We start from the raw sequence: 15908 nt of genomic DNA, 5'->3' as shown, positions 1-15908 counted from the left end.
CAGGATCTGTGCCTGGACGTCACGAATGCAGCACGATAGGGCCGACCGGGCCGGCGAGATGGCGGTGTTCGTGGCGGTGGCGGAGGCCGGCAGCCTCTCGGGCGCCGCACGCCGGCTCGGTCTGACGCCCTCGGCGGTCAGCCGGATCGTCGCCCGGATCGAGCTGCGGCTGGGGGTGCAACTCCTCGTCCGCACGACGCGGAGCCTGCGGCTTACCGCCGAGGGCGAGACCTACGGACGGGCGGCCCGCCGCATCCTGGCGGATCTCGACGAGACCGAGGCGGCGCTCGCCGACCGGGGCTGCCCGCGTGGGCGGGTCCGGGTCAGCGCCGCCACCGCGCATGGCCGGCTGGTGATCGTGCCGCTGCTCGCCGACTTCGTGGCGCGCCACCCCGGCATCACGGTCGAGATCGACCTGAGCGACGAGATCGCCGACGTGCCGGGCGGTCGCGCCGATGTGGCGGTCCGGTTCGGACCGCTCGCCGACAGCCCGCTCACGGCCCGTCGTCTCGGCGACACCGGCCGGACCGTGGTGGCGGCGCCGGCCTATCTCGCCCGGGCCGGTACGCCGGACCGTCCGGCCGATCTGGCACGCCACAACTGCCTCAACTTCACCTTTCGCCGGGCCGAGCCGGGCTGGCCCTTCCGGGAAGACGGGCAGGATTTCATCCTTCCGGTCACCGGCACCGTCGCCGCCAATAACGGCGAGACCCTGGTGCAGCTCGCCCTGCGGGGCGTCGGCATCACCCGGGTCGGCAATTTTCACATCGGGGACGACCTCGCCGCCGGCCGACTGGTGCCGCTCCTGGAGCCGTTCAATCCGCAGGACCGGGAGGCGATCCACGCGGTCTTCGTGGGCGGTCCGGCGATGCCGGCCCGGGTGCGGGTGCTGATCGATTTCCTGGCCGAGCGGATGCGTGGGGGCAGCATCGGATGAGCGCCGGTCCGAACAGGGCCGCGCGAAGACCCTAGCCGGCTTCAGTTCCGCCCTTACGTTGTGGCAGCACCGTGCTTGCGCCGCGGTTGTCGCAATGCGACGGCTGGCGCGATCGCGGCCGTCGACCCCTCCACCCTCGGGACCTGGACTTCACATGCTGGCTTGGTTCCGGGCGCTGATGCCGAAGGAAGACCGGTTCTTCGACCTGTTCGAGCGCCATGCCGCCACGCTGGTCGATGGGTCGGCGGCCTTGCGCGCCCTGCTCGACGGGACGCAGGATGTCCCGGAGGCCTACCGCGCCCTCGCGGAGCACGAGGACAAGGCCGACGCGATCACCCGCGAGGCGCTTCTCGCGGTCCGCCGGACCTTCATCACGCCGTTCGACCGCGGCGACATCCAGGCGCTGGTCGGCTCCCTCGACGATGCCATCGACCAGATGCTCAAGACCGCCAAGGCCGTGCAGCTGTTCGAGGTGACGACCTTCGAGCCGGCGATGCGCGAGATGGGGGCGGTGATCGAGGAGGCCGCCGCCGTGGTGGCTGAGGCGCTGCCGCAGATGCGTGCCCTCGGCGAGAACGCCACGGCGCTGAACGCCCTGACCGAGCGCGTGATCCAGTTGGAGGGGCGGGCCGACGACCTGCACAATGCCGGCGTGAAGGCGCTGTTCAGGGCCTCCCGGCAGGATCCCATGGCCTTCCTGATCGGCTCCCAACTCTACGACCACCTGGAGAAGGTGATGGACCGGTTCGAGGACGTGGCGAACCAGATCAGCAGCATCGTCGTCGAACACGTCTGAGCCGCGGGCCCCTCGTGATCCTCCTCATCATTCTGATCGCCGTCGCGCTGCTGTTCGACTTCCTGAACGGCCTGCACGACGCCGCGAACTCCATCGCCACCATCGTGTCGACCCGGGTTCTGGCGCCCCGCTACGCGGTGTTCTGGGCGGCATTCTTCAACTTCGTCGCGTTCCTGGTCTTCGGCCTGCACGTGGCCGGCACGGTCGGATCGGGCATCATCGACGTCACGGTAGTCGACGACCGGGTGATCCTGGGCGCGCTGGGCGGCGCGATCACCTGGAACCTGCTCACGTGGTATGCCGGGATTCCCTCCTCCAGCTCGCACGCCCTGATCGGCGGCCTCCTGGGGGCCGGCCTGACGAAAGCGGGCTTCGGCGCGATCGTCTGGCCCGGCGTCATCACCACGAGCGCCGCCATCGTGCTGTCGCCGGCGCTCGGCTTCGTGCTGGCGCTGATCCTCGTGCTCGCGGTGTCCTGGATCTTCGTCCGCTCCACCCCGGCCGCCGTCGACGGCCTGTTCCGGAAGCTGCAATTCGTCTCGGCCTCCCTCTACTCCCTCGGCCATGGCGGCAACGACGCACAGAAGACGATGGGCATCATCGCCGTGCTCCTCTACGCCCATGGCGAGGAGACAGGCGGGTTCCACGTGCCGCTCTGGGTGGTTTTGTCGTGCCAGAGCGCCATGGCGCTCGGCACATTGCTGGGCGGTTGGCGCATCGTCCACACGATGGGATCGAAGATCACGCGCCTGTCGCCAATGCAGGGGTTCTGCGCCGAGACCGGCGGTGCCTTGACCCTGTTCACGGCCACGGCCCTCGGGATCCCGGTCTCCACGACGCACACGATCACCGGGGCGATCGTCGGCGTCGGCGCGGCCCGGCGCGTCTCCGCGGTCCGCTGGAACGTCGCCCAGGGCATCGTGGTCGCCTGGGTGGTCACGATGCCGGCGGCCGCGCTCGTGGCGGCCCTGGTTTACGGCCTGTCCGGATTCGTGCTGCCGTGAGGTGAGGCCCCGATCACGCGGGTCGGCGAGGCCGGACAGGCCGAATGCCCGTCCCGCGGCGTGCCTCCGGGGGAGGATGGCGCCAACCTGGCGATGGCCATTCTCCGGACTCGGCCGAATGATAGTCCAGGCTACAGGAAGGCCGGCGTCACCTATGACGGCCCTCTCGCTCGATACGCATGCCCCGTGCGTCGGCTCAAGGCCACGGGCCTATCCGGGGATCGGGCCGAGGCAATCACCACCGCAATTCGCGAGAGCCGCGACGCCGGCCTGACGAATCTCGTCACGAAGACAGACTTGGCTGGAGCCAAGTTCGACATCATGAAATGGGCGATCGGCTCGATCGGATTCCAGACGATCGTCATCGTCGGCGCGATCGTCGCCCTGTCGGGCGCCAAACACTGACGCGGACGCTCAGCCGAACAGCGCCGGCCGCCGGGACGCCTCCGCGCGGATGATCTCCACGAGCTGGGCGTCGTCCGTTGGATCGGCCAGGCGCAGGCCGACCGGCTCGGACGGGGTCTGTACCGTGAGCCAGCGCAGGGTCGGCCGCAGATCGACGGCCTCCACCACCGTCATCCGCGGATGACCGATCTCCAGTTGCAGGAAGGTCAGGTGGTTGCGACTCGCCCGCGCCCCCAGAGCCTCGTCGATCGCCTCCACCATGTCACGGGGCGTATGGAGATGGGTCATCATCCACAGCCGGTTGTCGGTGCCCGGCGTGTCGAGGGCCGTCCGGATCCGGCGCACGCCCTCGGCGAGGAAGGCGTAGTCCGCGGCGTTCGCCGCCGGGTCATGGTGGTTGAACACGCATTCGAGCCCGTGCCGCTCCCGGTAGAGCCGGTGCCGACCGCGCCAGATGTCGGGGCCGCGCCGCTCGGCTTCCGGAATGCTCTCCAGCTGGTCCCGGTCGAGGAGGGAGGAAAAATCATCCGCGAGACAATCCCGGGCCATGCCGGGCATCGAAAAGATCCAGTCGAGCGGGCCCGACCACTGGCGCAGGTCCAGGGTCTTAAGCACATGCGCCATCTGGCAGTTGCAGCCGAGGGAAATGTGGTTGTGCGGGCCCGGCTCCCGCGCGTCGCGCCGGCCAAGGAGCCGCCCGATCGCGCCGAACAGCCCCCCGGTCGCCCCGGGCGCGCTCACAGGGTCCGGCCGATCGCCAGGAATTTTTCCGCGCGCCGGTCGCGGATCTCGTCCGGGCCGAGGCCCTCGAACTGCCTGAGCGAGTCGGCGATCGCGTCGCCCGCCATGCGGATCGCCGCCTCGCGGTCGCGATGCGCCCCGCCGGTGGCTTCCGGGATGATCGCGTCGATCACGCCGAGGCGCAGGAGATCCTGGGCAGTGATCTTCATGGCGGTGGCGGCGTCCGCGGCGCGGCCCTGGTCGCGCCACAGGATCGAGGCGGCGCCCTCGGGCGAGATCACCCCGTAGATCGCGTGTTCCAGCATCAGCACCCGGTTGGCGGTGGCGAGCGCGATGGCACCGCCGGAGCCGCCCTCCCCGATCACCACGGCGACGTTGGGGACGCCGAGCGCCAGGCAGGCCTCGGTGGAGCGGGCGATCGCCTCGGCCTGGCCGCGCTCCTCCGCCTCGATGCCCGGATAGGCGCCCGCCGTATCCACGAAGGCGATGACGGCTAAGCCGAACCGGTTGGCGGTCTCCATCAGGCGGACCGCCTTGCGGTAGCCCTCGGGCCGGGCCATGCCGAAATTGTGCCGGAGCCGCGCCTCGGTGGTGGCGCCCTTCTCCTGGCCGAGCACCAGCACCGGCCGACCGCGGAACCGGCCGAAGCCGCCGAGGATCGCCTCGTCCTCGCCGAAGCTGCGGTCGCCCGCGAGCGGCGTGAACTCGGTGATGAGGCCGCCGCAATAATCCACGAAGTGCGGCCGCTGCGGGTGACGGGCCACCTGGGTCTTCTGCCAGGGGGTGAGATTCGCGTAGATCTCGGCCAGCGCCTGACCAGCCTTGGCCTCCAGCCGGCCGACCTCCTCGGAGATCGACACCGCGCCGTCGCGTTCGCCCACGGCCCGCAATTCCTCGAGCTTGGCCTCCAGCTCGGCCACGGGCTTCTCGAAGTCGAGGTAGGTGCGCGTCACCGCCATCGTGTCACAGGTCTTCCGGCATCCGCCGCAGCGAGGCGGCTGGCGCGCGGTGTTGGCGATGGCGGGATTGGTGTCAACCGGGCTGTTGGCCGGACGGTGGTGGGCTCAGCCGTGCGACAGGTCCTCGCGGGCGATCCGGTAGCAATGCTCCAGGTAGCCGCGCTGGTGCGCGCCCATCAGTTCGGTAACCACGGACCACAGCCAGCCGGGGGCGTCGGGACCCGGGCCGGGTTCGCGCACCGTGTCGATCCAGGTCCGCCGGGTCGCCTCGTCCATCTGGCGGCCATGGGCCCGGCCGAGGATTGCGGCGAGGTGGCCGGCGACGCGGACCGCCTCGCGCCGCGAGAACTGCTCGGCGTCGATCTTGAGATCCTGGGGCATCAACTCGCGGACCGTGACGGGTTTACCCAGGACGTGGCCCGCCACCATCCGGTCGCCGAGATGCGGCGACAGCGCCCGGGCGCCGGCTACGACGCGCTCGGCATGATCGGCCGGCATGGCGGCCGCATGGGCGGCCGGGGCGAGGTGCGGCACCGCCTCCTTCACGTCGAGGAGGGCGCGGTGCGGGTGCCCGCCGCCGCGGATCTCCACGAGGCCGGCATAGCGCAGGCGGCCGAGCGAGCTGCAGCCCTTGATCCAGTAGGCGGCGTCGAGGAGCCGGATCTCGGCACCCTTCGCGTCGCTGCCGAGCGCCAGAACGAGCCGGTGCACCGCCGGATCCCGGATGAGCGCCGTGACGGAATCCTGCTCGTCGGGCTCGAGGTCGAAGAACCGGTGCCCCCGGGGCAGGTGGTCGGTCTTGCCCTTCAGGCGCTCGCCGGACAGGTGGCGCCAGCGCCGGCCGAGCGCCCGATGCTTCGTCGTGGCGACGATGTCGGATTCGGCGATGTCCCGCTCGGCGCCCTCGGGATCGGCGATTCCCTCGGCGTAGCCGATCGCCATCGCGTCCATCATCCGGGCGGTGACGATGCCGGGCAGCGTCGCGTTCAGCGCCGCGGTGACCAGGGACAGGGCCAGCCGCACCAGATCGAAGGCGGGGTTGGCCACCACGGTCTGGTCGAGGTCGCGGATCTGGATGCCGATCCGCCCGTCGGAATCGGCCACGGCGCCGAGATTGCCGAGATGGGCGTCGCCGCAGATCCAGACCGGCGGCCCCGCCGGCAGGGTCCCGGCCGGCATCTGGGCGATCAGGTCGTAGAAGCGCGCCGTAGTGCCGCGGACATAGGCGTGCGGCGAGGAGGCGATCTTGCACAGGCGGCGGTGCTCCAGCACGCTCGCGTCGCGGCCGGATCGTGCCGGCACCTGCATATCCATTCGGTCGTTCGCTCCTCGCCCTGCAGCCAATGCATGCGGCGCTCGATAACGCGTGCCGCGACGCAGTGTTTGCCACCGGACATTAAATTCGCGTTCATCGGCCGGATTGGAGCTTCCTGACGAAGCCGGCAGCTATACCTCGCGGTGATGCGAAAGACATTGTATCGAGCCGCCGGGCGCCGGCCGCTCTTCGACGGGTCCAAACCTGTTCACCGGATCTCCGGAACTTGCCCGAAGCTTGCAGTTTGTCAAAGAATTGCAACTTGTGCGGGATCCGCGCGATGAGCGGCGATCCTACCGTCGAAACCATTGCGGTCCGCCTCGGCCTGAGCTTCCTGGCGGCCTTCGTGCTCGGCTGGGACCGGGAGGAGCTCGGGCATCCGGCCGGCCTGCGGACTCTGGTGCTGATCTGCCTCTCGGCCTGCACGGCGATGCTGCTCGCCGACTGGTTGCTGGCGCAGAATGCCGGCGCCGGGGGCGGCCTCATCCGGCTCGACCTGATGCGGCTGGCGCAGGGCGTGCTCGGCGGCATCGGCTTCATCGGTGCCGGCACGATCCTCAAGCAGGGCAACATCGTCCGCGGCGTCACCACGGCGGCGACCCTGTGGCTCACTACGGTGATCGGGCTCTGCTTCGGCAGCGGCGCCTGGCCGGTCGGCCTCGCCGCCACGCTCTCGGGGCTCGTCACGCTCCAGGCCCTGCGCCGGCTCGAAGCGGTCCTGCGCCAGCGCAGCTACGGCACGGTGACGGTGGAGTTCGGCCCGGAAGCCGATCCGGCGGCTCTGCTGGCTGAACTCGACGCGCTGGGTCTGACGGTGAAGGCCAGCACGCTGGTTCAGGGGGACGAGGGCGGCAGCCTGCGCTGCATCGGCTCGCATCGGGGGGAGGACCGGGCCTGGACCCTCGCCGCCATGGCGCGGCTGCGGGCGGCGCGGGCCGTGACCAAGGTCAGCTGGGAGGATCTGAGCTGAAGGCGCCGAGGCCTGGCCTCAGGCGGCCTGGTGCTCCACCCGGTTCCGCCCCGCCGCCTTGGCCCGGTAGAGGGCGAGATCGGCCCGCCGGAGCATGGCGCTGGAATCCACGTCGTCCGCCTGCCGCACCGCGACGCCGATCGAGACCGTCACGCCGATGGACCGGGTCGCCCGCTGCACCGGGAACGGCGCCGCCTCGACCCGCTCGCGGATGCGCTCGGCGATCGCCTGCGCCTCGGCGAGGCCGGCTTCCGGCAGGATCACCACCACCTCCTCGCCGCCGTAGCGCGCCACGATGTCGACCGGCCGCGTGTGCTGGCGGACCCGGTCGGCGAAGCCGCGCAGCACCTCGTCCCCGGCCTCGTGGCCGTAGCCGTCGTTGATCCGCTTGAAATGGTCGATATCGAGGATGAGGGCGGCGAGCGCCGCATGCCGGGCGCCCGGCTCCGCGAACAGCGCGCCGAGGTGGTTGTCGAGGTAGCGCCGGTTGTGCAGGCCGGTCAGCGCGTCGGTCACGGCCATCTGCAGGGAGGCCTGCATCGCCCCCCGGAGCGCCTCCGTGAAGCGCTTGCGCTTCACCTGGGTGCGAGCCCGGGCCATCAGCTCGTTGCGATCGACCGGGCGCATCAGGAAGTCGTGCACGCCGAAATCGAGCCCGCGCACCACCCGGGCCCGGTCGTGCTCCTCCGCCAGCATAATCAGCGGCATGGCGCGGGTCCGGTCCAGCGACCGGAGCTGGCTGCACAGGCGCAGGCCGTCGAACCCACCCAGGTCGAGGCTCACCAGGGCGAGGTCGAACGCCCCCTCGGCGGCCAGCACGAGGGCGGCCTGCGGATCCGACTCGATCGTCACCGCGTGGTTCTGACGCAGGGCGCCGGCGAGGCGCTCGGCCGATCCGGGGCGATCCTCGATCAGCAGGATCCGGGCATCGAGGCCGGTCTCGGCGGCAGCGAGCGCCAGGGGATCGCCGATCCCGAATTCGCGGGAGGCCAGCGCCCGCTGGCGCAATTCGTCGGTGACCGCCTTCAGCCGCACGAGGCTGCGCACCCGGGTGAACAGGGCGGTGTCGTCCACGGGCTTCGTCAGGAAGTCGTCCGCCCCCGCATCGAGGCCGCGCAGGCGGTCCGAGGGCTGGTCCAGGGCCGTGACCATCACCACCGGGATATGGGCGGTGACCGGGTTGCCCTTGAGGTGGCGGCAGACCTCGAACCCGTCCATGCCGGGCATCATCACGTCGAGCAGGACGAGGTCGCACAGGCCCTTCTCGCAGATCGCGATGGCGTCCGGGCCGTTCATGGCGACGAGGGTGTCGAAATATTCGAGCCCGAGCTTCGTCTCCAGAAGCTTCACGTTCGGGAACAGGTCGTCGACGATCAGGACGCGGGCCGACATGGTTCCTCGCTGACGCGCGGCAGGGCGGCCCGGGGCGGGATACGGCCGCGCATCGAGACAGACGGTTCAGGCGGTCCCCCGGATCGGTCGGGGGGCCGCCTCAACGGTGTGCCCCTGTGAGGTCACCGCGGCTCTAGATACGCGCGAACCGTTGCCAAAAACTTCGCGACCGAGATTGGCTTCGACAAATAAGCCTCGCAGCCGCCCTCGCGAATACGCTCCTCGTCGCCCTTCATGGCGAAGGCCGTGATGGCGATGACCGGGATGGACTTGAGGTCGTCATCCTCCTTGAGCCACTTGGTGACTTCGAGGCCCGACACCTCCGGGAGCTGGATGTCCATCAGGATCAGGTCGGGGTGATGGGCGCGCGCCAGCTCGATCGCCTCGATGCCGTGGGCGGTCTTCAGCGTGGCGTAGCCGTTCGCCTCCAGGAGGTCGTTGAACAGCTTCATGTTCAACTCGTTGTCCTCGACGATCAGCACCGTCTTCTTCATGATCCGTTGTCCCGGTGCTCGCCGATCATGATTAGCGGGCGGTGAAGCCCCTCCATCACCTTTGTAGCGTTGACATGTTGATGAATGGCAAACCTCTTCAAGGGGATGAGGCCGCAGAGCGGCTCGCCCTCGACGTTCTGCTGTGGATCACGGGGGAGGAGGACCGCCTCCTGCCGTTCCTGGCGGCGACCGGTCTCGATCTCGATACGCTGCGCGCCAGCGTCCGGGAGCCGGCTTTCCTGGTGGGCGTGCTCGACCACGTGATGGGCGACGAGAACGTGCTTCTCGCCTGTGCACAGGCGCTCGACGTGAAGCCTGAGCGGATCGCCGCAGCATGGCATCGACTCACGCCGCGCCCGGATGACGAGTGGGCCTGAGGCCCTCCTCCGCGACGGGCGCAGCCCTTTCCCGGGCCCATAAATCTGCCCGGGCCCATGGAACGGCGTGGAATGCGATCCTGGACCCAGCGTGGGGATCCGCGAAGCGTCCAATGAGACAATGCCACTGTCGCGGCTTGGTTCTGCGCTGGATCCCGGATCGGGTTCGGCTTCGCTCCACCGGTCCGGGAAAGAACGCACATCCTGTACCGGGGCGGCCCGTCTCAGGGCGTGCAGCCCTTCCCGGCCTCCTTGTCGCCCTTCCCCCCGGCGGCATCGATGTCCAGGGTGGTCATGTCGCCCAGGATGGCGAAGTCGCCGTAATCGAGCTTGAGCGCGCCGCTCACGCCGTTCTCGTAGAGGTCGAAGCCGAGGGTATAGATCGGCGTGCGCTCGCCGGCGCCCTCCGTGTAATAGCTCAAGCGCACCGGCCAGTGCGGCATGCTGGCGATTGCCCCCTCGCGCAGGGGCTTGTCCCGGGTCGAGCCGGAGGCCGGTGCCGGACCCGTCTCGGTGTGACCGATCACCGCGAAGGTGTCGTACACCTTCTTCCCATCGTCGGACCCATCGAAGACCTTGACCGAGAGGGTCGACTGGCCGGCCCGCGCGGCCTCGATCAGGCGGCGCATATGCTCGCTCGGGAACAGCACCGGTCCCTCGACGGTGAAGGGCTTGGCGCCCCCCTTCAGCTTCACCGTGACGGCGTTGCCCTGATCCGTGGCGGTCCCGTCCACCGGGGCGGCGGGCTGGTTGTTGGTCAGCGTCGTCGTCTTGAACCGGAACTCCCGGGCCTGGCCGCCCTCGAAGGTGGTGCTGCGCATGTCGGACAGGCGGGAACCGGTCTCGCCGGAGGACAGCTCCGTGACCTGTCGGGTCAGCATCGTGTAGCCGCGGCAGGCATCACCCCGGAAGTCGATGACGATGCGCCCGCGGGCGCTCTCGACCGAACGGCTGCTGCCATTCTCGTCGAGCGACAGGTCGTAGACGGCCCGGTGGTTGGCGAGCACGATTGCGGCGGGCGCCGGGACCGGAGCCTGCGGCGGGGCCGGGCTCTGTGCCCCGGTCCCGGGGGTGGGCGGTTCGGTGACGACGGGGGCTGCCTTCGCGCTCCAGGCGGAGACGAGAAGGCCGGCGGTCAGAAGTCGGTGGAGGCGCAGGCGCATGGATGACCTCGGTTCGGAGCACCTCACAAAACGCCCGGGCACCGGGCGTTCTCCCTCTGGCCGCGACAGCGCAGCGGGCGTTCTGTGAGAGGCTCTCAGTCCGCCGCAGATAGCAGGCTCCGGGAATCGGGCAATCCTGGGGATTACCGGTAGCCCTCCGCCTGGAGGGTGAACAACTCGGCGTAGCGACCGCCATGGGCCATCAGGGCGGCGTGACTCCCCTCCTCCAGGACCTGGCCGCCCTCCAGCACCAGAATGCGGTCGGCCATCCGCACTGTGGAGAACCGGTGCGAGATCAGCACGGTGGCGCGCCCCGCCGAGAGTTCCCGGAACCGCGCGAACACGTCGTGCTCGGCCCGGGCGTCGAGGGCGGCGGTCGGTTCGTCGAGGATCAGGATCTCGGCCTCCCGCATGTAGGCCCGGGACAGGGCGATCTTCTGCCACTCGCCCCCCGAGAGGTCGAGGCCACCCGCGAAGCGCTTGCCGAGCGGCTGGGCGTAGCGCTCGGGCAGGCGCTCGATCACCGGGGCGGCCAGGCCCCGGGCGGCGGCGTCCGCAATGCGCTCTGCATCGGCGGCGGCCTCGATGCGGCCGACCGCGACATTCTCGCCCGCGGTGAGGTCGAAGCGGACGAAATCCTGGAAGATCGCTCCGATCCGCGCCCGGAGCTCCGCGAGGTCATAATCCGGCAGCGGCACCCCGTCGAGGAGCACGCGGCCCTCCTGCGGGTCGTAGAGCCGGGTCATCAGCTTGACGATCGTGGTCTTGCCGGCGCCGTTGCCGCCGACCAGCGCCACCGTCTCCCCAGCCCGGATCGCGAAGGACAGGTTGCGCAACGCCCAGTTCTGCGTGCCGGGATAGCGGTAGCCGACATCCTCGAAGACCAGACCGGCGCCGATCGGGCTCGGCACCGGACGGGGGTACGCGGGCGTCCGGATCTGTGGCTCGATCTCGAAGAACGTATAGAAATCATCAAGATACTGGGCTTGGTTCGTGATCTGGGTGAAGCCGAGGAGCATCTCCTTGATGCCGCTGTGCAGGCGCTGGAACGCCCCCGCCAGGAAGGCGAGATCGCCCACCGAGAAGGCGCCCGCCACGGTCCGCCAGACGATCACCGCGTAGGCGCCGTAATAGGCGAGGGTCCCGAGGCTCGCGAAGGCGAAGCCCCAGCGGGCGCGGGCGACGGCGAGGCTCCGGTTCTCCGCGAGCAGCCGCCCGGCCACCTGCGCGTAAAGATCGGTGACGTAGCCCGACAGGCCGAAGAGCTTGACCTCCTTGGCGGTCTCGACGCTGGCGCCGACGTAGCGCAGGTAATCGAGGCGCCGCCGCTCCGGGCTGCGGAACCACGCGAGGCGGTAGCCGGCCTTGGTGAAATGCCACTCGTTGAGCACGGCCGGCACCAGGGCGGCGGCGATCAGGACCATCAGCCACGGGGTGAAGGCCGCGACGCCCACCGCCAGGGAGGCCAGGGTCACCACCGACTGGAACTGCCACAGCACCGTCCCGATGAGGCCGGTGCGGCCGCTGACCTGCCGGCGTGCCCGCTCCAGCCGGTCCTGCTGGGCGCTGTCCTCGAACTGCGCGAGGTCGAGGGCCGCGGCATGCGCCATCAGCCGCAGGGAAGCCGCATTGGCGTAGAGATCGCCGATCAGGGTCTCGGTGAGGTTCGTGAGGCGCCCGGCAAGGTCCGACAGCAGGGCGAGCCCGAGCTCAGCCGCCACCAGCCCCGCAAGGCGCGCCCGACCGGGATCGGCGAACCACGCGGCGAGCCCCGGTTCCGGGGCCGGCCGGGCGTGCTCGGCCACGATGCCGTCGAGGATCAGCTTGGCGAGGTACAGCGACAGGACCGGCAGGCAGGCCGCCAGGAGACGCAGGGCCAGGCTCGCCGCGAGCATCCACGGGCTCGCGGCGGCGATCTCCCGGACCAGGGTCGGCAGGTGGCGCAGGGCCCCGAGACGCGCCCCTGAACGGGCCGCCGGCTCCGTCATCGCCGCGCCATCCAAGGCCGAAGTGCGCCGACAGGTTGGCCAATACGCGACGAAAGCATAAACTGTAGCATGATAGTGGTTTAGACCTCGTCGAGTGATGCGTGCTCAGCGGACCTGCGATTCTCAGAATTTCACTACTTCTCATCATCGCCGGCATCCTCGCCGCGGTGGTGCAGGTCCTGTTGCCGAGCCCGAATCCCGCGCCGGTCTCCTCATCCGCGCCGCCGCCCGGGCCCGCTCCAGTGGCCGAGTCTCCGGTCGTCGTCCAGCCGGCCGCGCCGAGCCCCGTCCCGGTTCCGCCCCCCGGGTCTGACCCGGGGGGCAACGTCCTGCCTCAGGCCGCCGCTCCGCCTCAGAAAGCCGCAGCCCCGATCCAGTTGCCGTCCGACGCCCTCGCCTTCCCGTCCGATCCGGCCGCCCCGGCTCAGCCGCAGGGCGTGGACGCAGCCGGACAGGCCGAGATCGACAAGGCGGAGGACAGCGCCGGGCCCCGGGCCCTGGCGGTGGTCGACCTGAACACCGCCTCGGTGACCGATCTCAACCGCCTGCGCGGCGGCGGCGCCATCGGCCGGGCGATCGTCGCCAAGCGCCCTTACGCGTCGGTGGACCAGCTCCTGTCGAAGCGGGTGCTCAGCCGGTCCGTCTACGAGCGGATCAAGGATCAGGTGACGGTGCGGTGAGGCGGCCGGGGGTATCGCTTAGGGCGCCCCAGGATCCACAAAGAGATGCGCTTGCGACGGACCTTATGACTCCGCCGGATACGCATGACACGGACGCGGTGTGCCGCAGCCGCCATAACAAGATCAACCGTCAGACGGGGCAGCGCGATCTGGTCGACCGGACGGCCGATTTTGTAAGCGCGCTCCACAAACGAGGCGGACCGGATCCGAAGCCGGCCGACGCCGCGTTCATTGACACTCTCTACGAGCGCCGTTGAGGCAGCGCGAATTCGGTGGACGCTCGCGTCGACAAGGGGCCTGAACCCGATTGGCCTTCCTACTTTGGGCGGCCGTGACACGATTCAGGCCGAGGGGTGAGCCGCGCCCTCAGAGCGTCGTCCCAAAAATCTCCGCCACCTGCGGGATATCCTTGTCGCCGCGGCCCGACATGTTGAGCACCATCAGGTGCTCGGCCGGGCGCTGCGGCGCGAGTTCCAGGATCTTCGACAGGGCATGGGCCGGCTCCAGGGCGGGGATGATCCCCTCCAGCATCGAGCAGAGCTTGAACGCCTCCAGCGTCTCGGAATCGGTCGCCGACAGGTAGGTGACCCGGCCCATCTCGTGCAGCCACGCGTGCTCCGGGCCGATGCCCGGATAATCGAGGCCCGCCGAGATCGAGTGCGCATCGGCGATCTGGCCGTCGGCGTCCATGAGCAGGTAGGTGCGGTTGCCGTGCAGCACGCCCGGCTTGCCGCCCGTGAGCGAGGCCGCGTGCAGGCCGGACTGGACGCCATGGCCCGCCGCCTCGACCCCGAAGATCTCCACCTCGCGGTCGTCCAGGAACGGGTGGAACAGCCCCATGGCGTTCGAGCCGCCGCCGATGCAGGCGACGAGGGAATCCGGGAGCCGGCCCTCCTGGGCGAGCATCTGTTCGCGGGTCTCGCGGCCGATCACCGACTGGAAGTCGCGGACCATGGCCGGGTACGGGTGCGGCCCCGCCACCGTGCCGATGCAGTAGAACGTGTCGGCGACGTTGGTGACCCAGTCGCGCAGCGCCTCGTTCATGGCGTCCTTGAGGGTCTTGGTGCCGGATTCCACCGGGACCACCTCGGCGCCGAGCATCTTCATGCGGAACACGTTGGGCGCCTGCCGGGCGACGTCGACCGCGCCCATGTAGACGACGCATTTCAGGCCGAAGCGCGCGCAGAGGGTCGCGGTGGCGACGCCGTGCTGGCCGGCGCCGGTCTCGGCGATGATCCGCGGCTTGCCCATGCGGCGGGCCAGCAGGATCTGGCCCAGCACGTTGTTCACCTTGTGGGAGCCGGTATGGTTCAGCTCCTCGCGCTTGAAATAGACCTTGGCCCCCTGCCCGGCCGGCGCCTTGGCGCGCAGGTGCTCGGTAAGGCGCTCGGCGTAGTAGAGCGGGCTCGGCCGGCCGATATAATGGGTGCCGTAGCTCTCCATCTCCGCCTTGAAGGTGGGATCCGTCTTGGCCGTCTCGTAGGCCGCCTCCAGTTCGAGGATCAGCGGCATCAGCGTTTCGGCGACGAACCGGCCGCCGAAGATGCCGAAGCGGCCGCGCTCGTCGGGGCCGGTGCGGAAGGAGTTGGGCTCGGGGGCGATGGTCACGGGACGGATCCTGCGCGCGAGGGTCGATCGTTTGCCGGGTGCCTAGACCCATGTGGCCGCCGCCGCAATGCGGCCTGCTGTGCGCGTAACCGGATCGGGTGCCGTGGCGAACAGCCTGTCAGTATCCGGCAGGAGGACAGCATGGCTCTTCGCGACACGATCCGCCCGCTCCCCGGGGCAGCCCTCGGGCTCGGCCTCGCGACCGCACTCCTGCTGCCGCGCCTGCCGGCGCTGGCCGAGGAGGCGCCCCGGCGCCTGCCGGAGCCGGCGATCCACACGGCCGAGGCGCCGGGCTCGCACGTCGCGGTGTTCGCAGGCGGCTGCTTCTGGGGCGTGCAGGGGGTGTTCCAGCACGTCCGCGGGGTGAGCAACGCGGTCTCGGGCTATGCCGGCGGCACCCGGGCCGACGCCGATTACCGGACGGTCAGCGGCGGCGGGACCGGCCATGCCGAGGCCGTGGCAGTCACCTACGATCCCGCGGTGATCCGCTACGATGACTTGCTGCGGATCTTCTTCTCGGTCGCCCTCGATCCCACCCAGGTGGACCGCCAGGGCCCCGATACCGGGCACCAATACCGCTCGGCCCTGTTCCCGCAGGATGCCGAGCAGGCGCGGATCGCCAAGGCCTACATCGCCCAGCTCGACGCGGCCAAGACCTACGCGCGCCCGGTCGCCACCCGGATCGAGCCGGGGGCGGCCTTCTACCCGGCGGAAGCCTACCACCAGGATTTCATGGCGTCGCACCCGGGGCACCCGTACATCGCCGCCAACGACGCGCCGAAGCTCGAAGCCCTGCGCGCCCTGTTCCCGGAGCGGACAGTGGCGCAGCCGGTGCTGGTTAGCCGCCCGCCGGCGTGAGGCTTCGGGCACTATCTCCCGCTTGTGTGACGGAGTGAGGCGCCCTCCCTCCCCCCCCTCTGTGGGGGAGGGTGGCCCCCGAAGGGGGTCGGGAGAGGGGAGCGACGCTGCCGGATAGGTCACGACGGGCCCCACGTCCTGAACCGTCGCGCTGCCCCTCTCCCGACCCGGCCTTACGGCTGGCCCACCCTCCCCCGCAGAGGGGGGAGGGAGATGCGCGG

16 protein-coding genes are annotated in these 15908 nt (G+C 70.1%); 8 read left to right on the top strand and 8 right to left on the bottom strand.

Annotated elements, in window-relative coordinates; translation table 11 throughout:
- The first annotated feature begins 25 nt into the window (after nt 1–25).
- The 4 genes from MKK88_RS07050 to MKK88_RS07035 all read left to right on the top strand — a co-directional run bounded on the left by MKK88_RS07050 (nt 26) and on the right by MKK88_RS07035 (nt 3142).
- Complete coding sequence (locus tag MKK88_RS07050) at nt 26–937, top strand: LysR family transcriptional regulator (protein WP_243998254.1); 912 nt, start codon at nt 26–28, stop codon at nt 935–937.
- 154 nt (nt 938–1091) lie between these two features.
- Nucleotides 1092–1733: a DUF47 domain-containing protein gene (locus MKK88_RS07045; protein WP_243998252.1), complete on the top strand. Its 642-nt coding sequence runs from the start codon at nt 1092–1094 to the stop codon at nt 1731–1733.
- A 14-nt stretch (nt 1734–1747) separates the two neighbouring features.
- A complete protein-coding gene (locus tag MKK88_RS07040) occupies nt 1748–2737 on the top strand; it encodes an inorganic phosphate transporter (protein ID WP_243998250.1) in 990 nt (329 codons plus the stop codon).
- A 186-nt stretch (nt 2738–2923) separates the two neighbouring features.
- Nucleotides 2924–3142: a DUF1640 domain-containing protein gene (locus MKK88_RS07035; RefSeq protein WP_243998248.1), complete on the top strand. Its 219-nt coding sequence runs from the start codon at nt 2924–2926 to the stop codon at nt 3140–3142.
- Nucleotides 3143–3151: 9 nt separating this feature from the next.
- Here MKK88_RS07035 and MKK88_RS07030 read toward each other — a convergent pair whose 3' ends face one another.
- From MKK88_RS07030 to MKK88_RS07020, 3 genes are all read right to left on the bottom strand, one after another.
- Nucleotides 3152–3883 carry a DUF1796 family putative cysteine peptidase gene (locus MKK88_RS07030; RefSeq protein WP_243998245.1) on the bottom strand — a complete coding sequence of 244 codons (732 nt, stop codon included), beginning with the start codon at nt 3881–3883 and terminating at the stop codon, nt 3152–3154.
- Nucleotides 3880–4842 carry an acetyl-CoA carboxylase carboxyltransferase subunit alpha gene (locus tag MKK88_RS07025; RefSeq protein ID WP_243998243.1) on the bottom strand — a complete coding sequence of 321 codons (963 nt, stop codon included), beginning with the start codon at nt 4840–4842 and terminating at the stop codon, nt 3880–3882. The genes MKK88_RS07030 and MKK88_RS07025 overlap by 4 nt, the downstream gene beginning before the upstream one ends.
- A 105-nt stretch (nt 4843–4947) precedes the next feature.
- A complete protein-coding gene (locus MKK88_RS07020; protein ID WP_243998242.1) occupies nt 4948–6156 on the bottom strand; it encodes a DUF2252 family protein in 1209 nt (402 codons plus the stop codon).
- A 281-nt stretch (nt 6157–6437) separates the two neighbouring features.
- On the opposite strand from MKK88_RS07020, the gene MKK88_RS07015 reads away from it, so the two are divergent.
- Entirely contained in the window at nt 6438–7127 is a 690-nt protein-coding gene (locus MKK88_RS07015; protein ID WP_243998239.1) for an MgtC/SapB family protein, read from the top strand.
- An 18-nt stretch (nt 7128–7145) separates the two neighbouring features.
- On the opposite strand, the gene MKK88_RS07010 is transcribed toward MKK88_RS07015, so the two are convergent.
- A complete protein-coding gene (locus tag MKK88_RS07010; protein WP_243998237.1) occupies nt 7146–8519 on the bottom strand; it encodes a PleD family two-component system response regulator in 1374 nt (457 codons plus the stop codon).
- Nucleotides 8520–8641: 122 nt separating this feature from the next.
- Nucleotides 8642–9013, bottom strand: coding sequence for a response regulator (locus MKK88_RS07005; protein WP_007560977.1), 372 nt, complete (start codon nt 9011–9013; stop codon nt 8642–8644).
- An 80-nt stretch (nt 9014–9093) separates the two neighbouring features.
- Between MKK88_RS07005 and MKK88_RS07000 the strand changes: the two genes are divergently transcribed.
- Nucleotides 9094–9390, top strand: a complete 297-nt coding sequence (locus MKK88_RS07000; RefSeq protein WP_243998235.1) for a DUF3572 domain-containing protein — start codon at nt 9094–9096, stop codon at nt 9388–9390.
- 224 nt (nt 9391–9614) lie between these two features.
- Here MKK88_RS07000 and MKK88_RS06995 read toward each other — a convergent pair whose 3' ends face one another.
- Both MKK88_RS06995 and MKK88_RS06990 read right to left on the bottom strand, forming a co-directional pair.
- Nucleotides 9615–10553 carry a cell envelope integrity EipB family protein gene (locus MKK88_RS06995; protein ID WP_243998233.1) on the bottom strand — a complete coding sequence of 313 codons (939 nt, stop codon included), beginning with the start codon at nt 10551–10553 and terminating at the stop codon, nt 9615–9617.
- A 143-nt stretch (nt 10554–10696) separates the two neighbouring features.
- Nucleotides 10697–12541 (bottom strand): ABC transporter ATP-binding protein, encoded by a 1845-nt coding sequence (locus tag MKK88_RS06990; protein ID WP_243998231.1) that lies wholly within the window; start codon nt 12539–12541, stop codon nt 10697–10699.
- Between the two features lie 101 nt (nt 12542–12642).
- Here MKK88_RS06990 and MKK88_RS06985 point away from each other — a divergent pair, with 101 nt between their 5' ends.
- Nucleotides 12643–13221 carry a helix-hairpin-helix domain-containing protein gene (locus tag MKK88_RS06985; protein ID WP_243998230.1) on the top strand — a complete coding sequence of 193 codons (579 nt, stop codon included), beginning with the start codon at nt 12643–12645 and terminating at the stop codon, nt 13219–13221.
- A gap of 366 nt (nt 13222–13587) precedes the next feature.
- Here the strand turns inward: MKK88_RS06985 and trpB are convergent, their stop codons facing one another.
- Nucleotides 13588–14829, bottom strand: a complete 1242-nt coding sequence (trpB, locus tag MKK88_RS06980) for a tryptophan synthase subunit beta (RefSeq protein ID WP_243998228.1) — start codon at nt 14827–14829, stop codon at nt 13588–13590.
- 141 nt (nt 14830–14970) lie between these two features.
- Here trpB and msrA point away from each other — a divergent pair, with 141 nt between their 5' ends.
- A complete protein-coding gene (gene msrA, locus MKK88_RS06975) occupies nt 14971–15687 on the top strand; it encodes a peptide-methionine (S)-S-oxide reductase MsrA (protein WP_243998226.1) in 717 nt (238 codons plus the stop codon).
- The last annotated feature ends 221 nt before the right edge of the window (nt 15688–15908 follow it).

This window comes from Methylobacterium sp. E-005 (genome assembly GCF_022829725.1).
GTDB lineage: Bacteria > Pseudomonadota > Alphaproteobacteria > Rhizobiales > Beijerinckiaceae > Methylobacterium.
This window is presented reverse-complemented; position numbering and strand designations above follow the sequence as displayed.

What these genes read in the sequence shown, in the direction of transcription:
- MKK88_RS07020 (WP_243998242.1), bottom strand. Translation starts at nt 6,156, where the DNA reads ATGGATATGCAGGTGCCGGCACGATCCGGCCGCGACGCGAGCGTGCTG.
- msrA (WP_243998226.1), top strand. Translation starts at nt 14,971, where the DNA reads ATGGCTCTTCGCGACACGATCCGCCCGCTCCCCGGGGCAGCCCTCGGG.
- MKK88_RS07025 (WP_243998243.1), bottom strand. Translation starts at nt 4,842, where the DNA reads ATGGCGGTGACGCGCACCTACCTCGACTTCGAGAAGCCCGTGGCCGAG.
- MKK88_RS07045 (WP_243998252.1), top strand. Translation starts at nt 1,092, where the DNA reads ATGCTGGCTTGGTTCCGGGCGCTGATGCCGAAGGAAGACCGGTTCTTC.
- MKK88_RS07050 (WP_243998254.1), top strand. Translation starts at nt 26, where the DNA reads ATGCAGCACGATAGGGCCGACCGGGCCGGCGAGATGGCGGTGTTCGTG.
- MKK88_RS06995 (WP_243998233.1), bottom strand. Translation starts at nt 10,553, where the DNA reads ATGCGCCTGCGCCTCCACCGACTTCTGACCGCCGGCCTTCTCGTCTCC.
- MKK88_RS07010 (WP_243998237.1), bottom strand. Translation starts at nt 8,519, where the DNA reads ATGTCGGCCCGCGTCCTGATCGTCGACGACCTGTTCCCGAACGTGAAG.
- MKK88_RS07000 (WP_243998235.1), top strand. Translation starts at nt 9,094, where the DNA reads ATGAATGGCAAACCTCTTCAAGGGGATGAGGCCGCAGAGCGGCTCGCC.
- MKK88_RS06990 (WP_243998231.1), bottom strand. Translation starts at nt 12,541, where the DNA reads ATGACGGAGCCGGCGGCCCGTTCAGGGGCGCGTCTCGGGGCCCTGCGC.
- MKK88_RS07015 (WP_243998239.1), top strand. Translation starts at nt 6,438, where the DNA reads ATGAGCGGCGATCCTACCGTCGAAACCATTGCGGTCCGCCTCGGCCTG.
- MKK88_RS07005 (WP_007560977.1), bottom strand. Translation starts at nt 9,013, where the DNA reads ATGAAGAAGACGGTGCTGATCGTCGAGGACAACGAGTTGAACATGAAG.